We start from the raw sequence: 6,503 nt of genomic DNA on the forward strand, positions 1-6,503 counted from the left end.
CGGGCACCGACAGCGGCAGGTGCCGCGGCGTCTCCTCCTCGATCATGGTGGCCAGCGCCACGTCCGGCAGCGCGCCGGTGGCCTCGGCGGCGGTGACCGGGGCGGCCAGGTTCACCGCGGACAGCGAGCGGATCATCGTCGGTTTGGCGCCGCTGGTGTTGGGGCCGGCCAGGGTGCCGTCCCACAGGGCGGCCGGGAAGCCGGCGGTGGCGGTGGCGCGGCGCAGGCTCTGCAGCTGCACCGCCGGCACCGGCACCCAGCCGGTGCCACTGCGCTGCTCGACCGTGACGACCATGGTGGCGCGGACGAAGCCCACCTTGTTGCCGGAGGGCACGACCTCCACGGTCCGCCCGCCGGTGCCGTCGTCCACGCCGCCGGCCAGCCGCCAGGCGGCCAGCGGCATCAGCGACTCGACCCGCACCGCGAACTCCGGCGCCACCGACCACGGGCGCTCCAGCGAGCCGTCCGGGCGGCTGCCGATGGCCGGCGGCAGGGTGCCGGCGGTCACCGTGGCGGCCGTCGCCGGCCGGGCCGCGTCGCCGCCGCCGAGGTACTTGGTGGCGAACTGGGACCAGTCGAGGTAGTTCTGCGCCTCCGCCCGGCCGAACCGCACCGTGACCGAGGCGATGGCCAGGTCGACGGTGACGCTGCCGCGCAGCGGCGGCCCCTCCAGGTGCACGTACGCGCCGAGCGACACGCTGACGTTGATCCGGGCGCAGGCGAAGAAGCAGACCTTCATGGTGAACCGGGCGCCGACGCTGACGCTGACGTCCACCGAGTAGGCCAACGGATCCCAGCGCACGATCGCGTCCAGGGCGGCGGTGAACCAGACCCGGATCGGCGAGCGGTCGTAGGAGGCCTCCAGCCGGCCGCCGAGCATGACCGCGGATGGGGTCAGGGTGAAGTACGACTCCCCCTTGACCACCACGCCACCGCCGACCGACCAGTGGAAGCCCACCCGCGGCACGTCCGGGTAGTGGGCCGGCTTGGCGAACCGGGGGTGGTAGCCGCCGATGGACAGCAGCACCTCCGGCCGGTCGAACCAGACCACGAAGGCGAACCCGCCGGTGAGCTGACAGTCGCGGCTCAGCAGCCACGAGTTGCGGGTCAACGCGGCCCGTACCGACAGCACCTTGTCCACCGTGCTGTACCGGGCGGCGAGGGCCAGCTCGACACTGAGCACCGCGGCCTGCGAGTCCGGCAGCGCCATCCGCATCAGGCCGAGCAGCCCGACCTCCAGGCCCCGGTCGGCGGAGACGTAGGCCAGCGCGGTGGTGTGCAGCAGCTGGAAGGTGGTGAACCGGACCCCGGCGGCCAGCCAGAACGCGCCCCGGGCCGGCGGGATGTCCTTGGACATCCGGGCCAGCGCCCCCATCGGGCCGCCCGCGCCGCCGAACCCGCCGTCGTCGATCGCCTTGACCAGGGGGAACGCCGGCACACCCTGCGGGTCGCGCGGCACCAGCAGCTTCCGGTTGTAGCCCGCGCCGCCGCCCAGACCGAGCACGTACAGGTACGGCGGGCCGCCGAGCGGGAACCCGACGGAGAGGAACACGAACAACGACGTGTAGTCGCCGAGGTCGTCACGGGGCCGGGCGTACGAGCCGACCGCGGTCAGGCCGCGACCGGCCAGGTCCACCGAGAGCATGCCGTCGTACTGCACGCCGCTGGCGCCGGTGACCTTGACCAGCCCACCCGCGACCGACACCCCCGGGGAGGTGAACGACAGCGACAGCCCGGTCAGTTCCACCTCCCACGCGCTCAGGTCGGTGGGGTTGCGCAGCGGCACCAGCAGCGACAGGTCGTCCACGTCGAGGGTGAGCCCGGCCAGGGCCACCCCGCCGTCCATGGCCACCCCGACCTTGCCCGGCCCGCTGGTGGCCGCCTTGTACAGCAGCGCCAGCTCGGCGATGTGCAGCGGCCCGTAACTGCGGTTGATCTCGAAGCGGGCCTCGGTCTTCCCGCCGAACAGCACCACCCACCGGCCGCCGCCGCGGGCGACCAGCACGTCGATCGGCGGGTTCGCCGGGGCGCCGTCGCCGCCACCACCGGTCTGCAGCAGCGACGCGGCGACCGGGTTCGACCCGCCCCCGCCGGGGGCCATCGGGAACCCGAGACCCTCGACGGTCACCGCGCCGTCGACCACCGTCGGGCGGCCCAGCGCCCCGGCGCCGGTCAACGGCAGGTCCACCCGTACGTGCGCGCTGGCCGCCCCGAGGCGGAAGCCGCCGGTCTCGACCAGCGCCTTGCCCGACGCGGCGGCCGCCACCCGCAGACCCAGCCCACCGAGGCGCAGCACGGGGCGCAGCTGCGGCGCGGCCGGGTTCGCCAGGTCCAGCAGCAGCAGTCCGACGCCCCGGCCGGCCGCGCCCCAACCGAAGTCCTGCGCGGCGGGCAGCCCGAAGCGCAGGTGCACGGCGGTGTCCCCGGCGGGCAGGGCCAGCTCCCCGCTGAGCACGACACCGTAGCGGGCGCCGTCGCTGACCACGGACAGCGCCAGCCCACCGGGCACCGGCACGGCCACCCCGGCGACCGCGTCCAGCGCCCCGCGTAGCAGCCCGACCGGAGTGGGCAGGGTGGGCGCCATCCGGATGCCGTCCGGGGCGTCGACCAGACCTCCGGCGTGCTCGGCTTCGACCCCGGCGCGGTACGCCTCGACGCCGCCGCCGACCTGCCGCCGCGGCCCAAGCTGCCGGTGAGCCATCCGTACGTGCTGGTCGAGTCCCGCCCCGACCCCTGGCAGGGTTGGTCGGGGCATGTCTCGCTGGCCAGCGAGGAGGCCGGCCGGCGGGTACGCGGGCTCGCCGCGGAGCGGCTGCGGGAGATCGTGGCCGCCTGGGTGGCCGCCCCAGCGCCGTCCCCGCCCACCGCCGACCCGCTGACGACCCGGGGAGAAGCATGACCATCGAGCGAGGCCTGGACGTCGTCGACTTCCACCTGCACTTCCGGATCGGCGTGGACGAGACGATCCACGCCTGCGAGCAGGCCGCCGGCATGCACCCGGGCGGCGAGCACGAGCGGGCGGTCCGCGCCGCCGGCTCGGCCCCCTACGCCCTGCAGTGGCGCCAGGCGTGGGGCTTCCCCGACCCGGAGCCACCCGCCGAGCGGTGGCAGGACGAGGCGGACCGCTGGGCCCAGGAGCTGCGCACCGAGGGCATCCGCCGGGCCGTCTTCGTCACCGGCGGCGGCAACGACACCCTCGCCGACGTGGTGGACCGCCACCCGGATCTGCTGCTCGGCTTCGCCCACCACGACCCGTACGGCCCGGACGCCGCGGGCGAACTGGACCGCGCCGTGACCGAGCGCGGCCTGCGCGGGCTGAAGCTGTTCGCCCCGCTGCTGCGCGGCCCGCTGGACCACGAGGACCTGGACCCGCTCTGGGGCACGGCCCAGCGCCTCGGCGTGCCCGTCCTGATCCACATCGGGCACTACGGCAGCGCCGGCGGCCTCAGCTTCGGCCGGTACGGCGGTCCCGACGAGCTGGCCCGGATGGCGCGCCGCTTCCCGGAGCTCGCCGTGGTGGTGCCGCACTTCGGCGTGCAGCACGTGCAGGAGCTGTTCTTCGCCGCCTGGGGCTGCCCCAACATCCACGTCGACACGTCCGGCTCGAACCAGTGGGTGCGCTGGATGCCGTACAAGCTGACGCTGGAGGACCTCTTCCGCCGCTGCTACGAGACGATCGGGCCGCACCGGATCGTGTTCGGCAGCGACTCGTCCTGGTTCCCGCGCGGCTACGTCACCCGCTACCTCGACGACCAGCTCCGGGTCTGCCGCGAGCTGGGCCTGCCCGACGACCACCTCCGCGCGATCTTCGCCGGCAACGCCGAACGACTGCTCGGCCTGACCGACTGACCGGCCGAACCCCGCGGGCCGGGCCGATCGCCCACCCGCGGACTGGAAGGAACCCGAGGAACCGCCATGAGCACACCTGCGCTGACCACCTACCAGCGGCACCACCTGGCTCCCACGTACGACCACCACGTCGGCCACCTCTACCCGGCCATGGTGCGCGCCAGCCAGGCGCACGTCGTGATGCTGACCGAGCAGGGGCTGATCCCCGCCGAGCGGGGCGCCCGGCTGCTGCGCGGGCTGGCCGAGCTGCGCGCCGACACCACTCCGGCGCCGGGGTACGACGGCAGCTTCGAGGACACCTACTATCTGCTGGAGAAGCGGCTCGCCGCGGCGTGCGGCATCCCGACGTCCGAGCTGGACGTGCAGATGGCACGTAGCCGCAATGATCTGGACGCCGGGGTGTTCCGGATGCTGCTGCGCGACCAGCTGCTCGGCGTGCTGGACCGGGTGCTCGCGACCGGGCGGAACGCGCTCGACCAGGCTGACCGGTACGCGGACGTGGTCATCACCGGCTACACCCACCGCCGGCCGGCTCAGCCCACCACCATCGGACACGCCCTGGCCGGGTACGCCGAGGCGCTCGCCGGCGAAGCGGCCGCCTATGCCGACGTGATCGACCAGCTCAACGTCTCGCCGCTGGGCTCCTGCGCGTTCGCCGGCACCGACCTGGAGATCTCCCCGGCCCGGGTGGCGGAGCTGCTCGGCTTCGCCGGCCTGGTGACCAACTCCTACGAGGCCGTCGCCGGGGCTGACCACCTGGTCCGGGTCGGCACGCTCAACGCGCAGGCCCTGGCCACCGGGGCCCGGCTGGCCCGCACCCTGATGGACTGGCTGAGCTGGAACTGGGTCACCACCCCGGCCGACTTCACCCAGGGCAGCAGCATCATGCCGCAGAAGCGCAACCCGGTGGTGCTGGAGCATCTCGTCTCGTACGCCGGCGCGGCCGCGGCGGACGCCGCCTCGGTCCTCAACAACGTGGGTGCCGCCTGGTGGGAGGACTCCAACAACGCCACCACCGACGTCCAGGTGCGGCTCTGGGAGAGCAACGACCGGGCAGCGCGCTTCTTCGCGCTGGTCGGCGGCTTCCTCGCCGAGATCGCGCCGCTGTCCCCGCCCAGCCGGGAGGAGATCGTCGCCTCCGGTGCCACCACGACCGCAGCGGCCGACGCGCTGACCCGGCACGGCGTCCCGTTCCGGGCCGCCCACTCGGTGGTCGGCCGACTGGTCCGGGCCGGCGCGCCGGACACCTGGACAGCCGAGGGTGTCCGCGCCGCCGCCGACGGTCTCACCGGTCCGCTCGACGACACCGCGGTCGGGGACCTGATCGCCGCCGCCGTCCGTCCCGACCTAGTCCTGAACCGGGCTCAGGCGGACGGCCCCGGCGCCGCCGCGGTGCGCGCCCAGGTGGGCACGTTGCGGGTCGCGTTCGACGGGGTCGCCGACCGACTGGCGGCGGTGCGTGATCGCCTCCACCGGGCCGACGGAGCGCTGGACGCGGTCGCCGCCGAGCTGGTGGCCCGGTGAGCGTGCGACTCTCGGGGCCTCCGGTCGCCGGCACCCGTGCCGACGGCCTGCTGCTCGGCATCGACTTCGGCGGCACCAAGATGGCCGTCGGGGTGGCCGACGCGCAAGGGCGGCTGCTGGCCCAGCAGCGGGTCCCGACGTACGCCGACCGGGGCGCGCCGCAGGCGCTGGAACGGGCGCTGGACCTCGCCGCGGAACTGGTCGCCGGCGTCGGCGGCCGGCTGGTCGCCGCCGGGGTCGCCTCGCCCGGCGTGGTCCGCCCGGACGGCATCGACCTGGCCCCCAACGTGCCCGGCTGGGAGCGGCTGCGGCTGGCCGACGCGGTCCGGGAGACACTCGACGTGACCCGGGTGGCGGTGGACAACGACCTGAACGCCGCCGCCCTGGCCGAGCTGCGGCTGGGCGCGCTGCGCGACGCGGACCCCGGGCTCGTCGTGGGGATCGGCACCGGCGTGGCGGCGGCCGTCACGATCGGGGGCGGGGTCCTGTCCGGGCACCGCGGCGCGGCCGGCGAGATCGGCTACGCCGTGGCCGGCGGCCCATGGCCGGGGACCATGCTGGAGCTGGACTTCTCCGGCCGGGCCCTGGACCGGCTCGCCGAGGACCTGGGCGTGCCGGGCGGGGCCGCCGGGCTCGCCGCCGCGGCGGAGCGGCCCGGGCCGGCGCGCGACGCGCTGGCCACCCGGGTCGACGAGGTGGCCCGGCACCTGGTCACCTGCTGTCTGCTGCTGGATCCGCAGCGGGTCGTGCTGGTCGGCGGGGTGACCCGCAGCGCGCTGATCCGCGGGCTGCTGGTCGACCGGCTCACCGAGGTGCTGCCGCACCGGCCCGATGTGGTGCTCTCCCGGTTCGCCGATGACGCCGCGCTGCTCGGCGCGCTCACCCTGGCCCGCGAGGCGGTGCCGTCGCCCCGCTGACCTGGTCCGTCCGGCCCGCCACGGGCGGGCCGGGCATCCGCGTCCTCCTGCGCCCCGTGCCCGGGCGGCGGCCCAGGGACGCTGGTAGATCTTGGTGGAGGGGTGGGCGTTCGCACCCCGGACGGTCGGCCGGCCGGAGGGGCCCGTACGCGCCGTTCTGGGACCCGGCCCGGCAGCGCGCCAACGACGCCGCCTTCACCGCGCCCACGGTGG

The 6,503-nt window shown here is 75.4% G+C and carries 5 protein-coding genes; 4 read left to right on the top strand and 1 reads right to left on the bottom strand.

Annotated elements, in window-relative coordinates; translation table 11 throughout:
* A partial coding sequence (locus ACWEVO_RS26430) for a DUF6603 domain-containing protein (protein ID WP_452310206.1) occupies nt 1-2,584 on the bottom strand: 2,584 nt, incomplete at its 3' end.
* 36 nt (nt 2,585-2,620) lie between these two features.
* On the opposite strand from ACWEVO_RS26430, the gene ACWEVO_RS26435 reads away from it, so the two are divergent.
* The 4 genes from ACWEVO_RS26435 (at nt 2,621) to ACWEVO_RS26450 (ending at nt 6,290) form a co-directional block, all read left to right on the top strand.
* Nucleotides 2,621-2,899, top strand: coding sequence for a hypothetical protein (locus tag ACWEVO_RS26435; protein ID WP_452310207.1), 279 nt, complete (start codon nt 2,621-2,623; stop codon nt 2,897-2,899).
* Nucleotides 2,896-3,849 carry an amidohydrolase family protein gene (locus ACWEVO_RS26440; RefSeq protein ID WP_452310208.1) on the top strand — a complete coding sequence of 318 codons (954 nt, stop codon included), beginning with the start codon at nt 2,896-2,898 and terminating at the stop codon, nt 3,847-3,849. The genes ACWEVO_RS26435 and ACWEVO_RS26440 overlap by 4 nt, the downstream gene beginning before the upstream one ends.
* A gap of 66 nt (nt 3,850-3,915) precedes the next feature.
* Nucleotides 3,916-5,373 (top strand): lyase family protein, encoded by a 1,458-nt coding sequence (locus ACWEVO_RS26445; RefSeq protein ID WP_452310209.1) that lies wholly within the window; start codon nt 3,916-3,918, stop codon nt 5,371-5,373.
* Nucleotides 5,370-6,290 carry an ROK family protein gene (locus ACWEVO_RS26450; protein ID WP_452310210.1) on the top strand — a complete coding sequence of 307 codons (921 nt, stop codon included), beginning with the start codon at nt 5,370-5,372 and terminating at the stop codon, nt 6,288-6,290. Before ACWEVO_RS26445 ends, ACWEVO_RS26450 begins: the two co-directional genes overlap by 4 nt.
* Nucleotides 6,291-6,503: the final 213 nt, after the last annotated feature.

This window comes from Micromonospora sp. NPDC003776, from assembly GCF_053605645.1.

What these genes read in the sequence shown, in the direction of transcription:
- ACWEVO_RS26440 (WP_452310208.1), top strand. Translation starts at nt 2,896, where the DNA reads ATGACCATCGAGCGAGGCCTGGACGTCGTCGACTTCCACCTGCACTTC.
- ACWEVO_RS26445 (WP_452310209.1), top strand. Translation starts at nt 3,916, where the DNA reads ATGAGCACACCTGCGCTGACCACCTACCAGCGGCACCACCTGGCTCCC.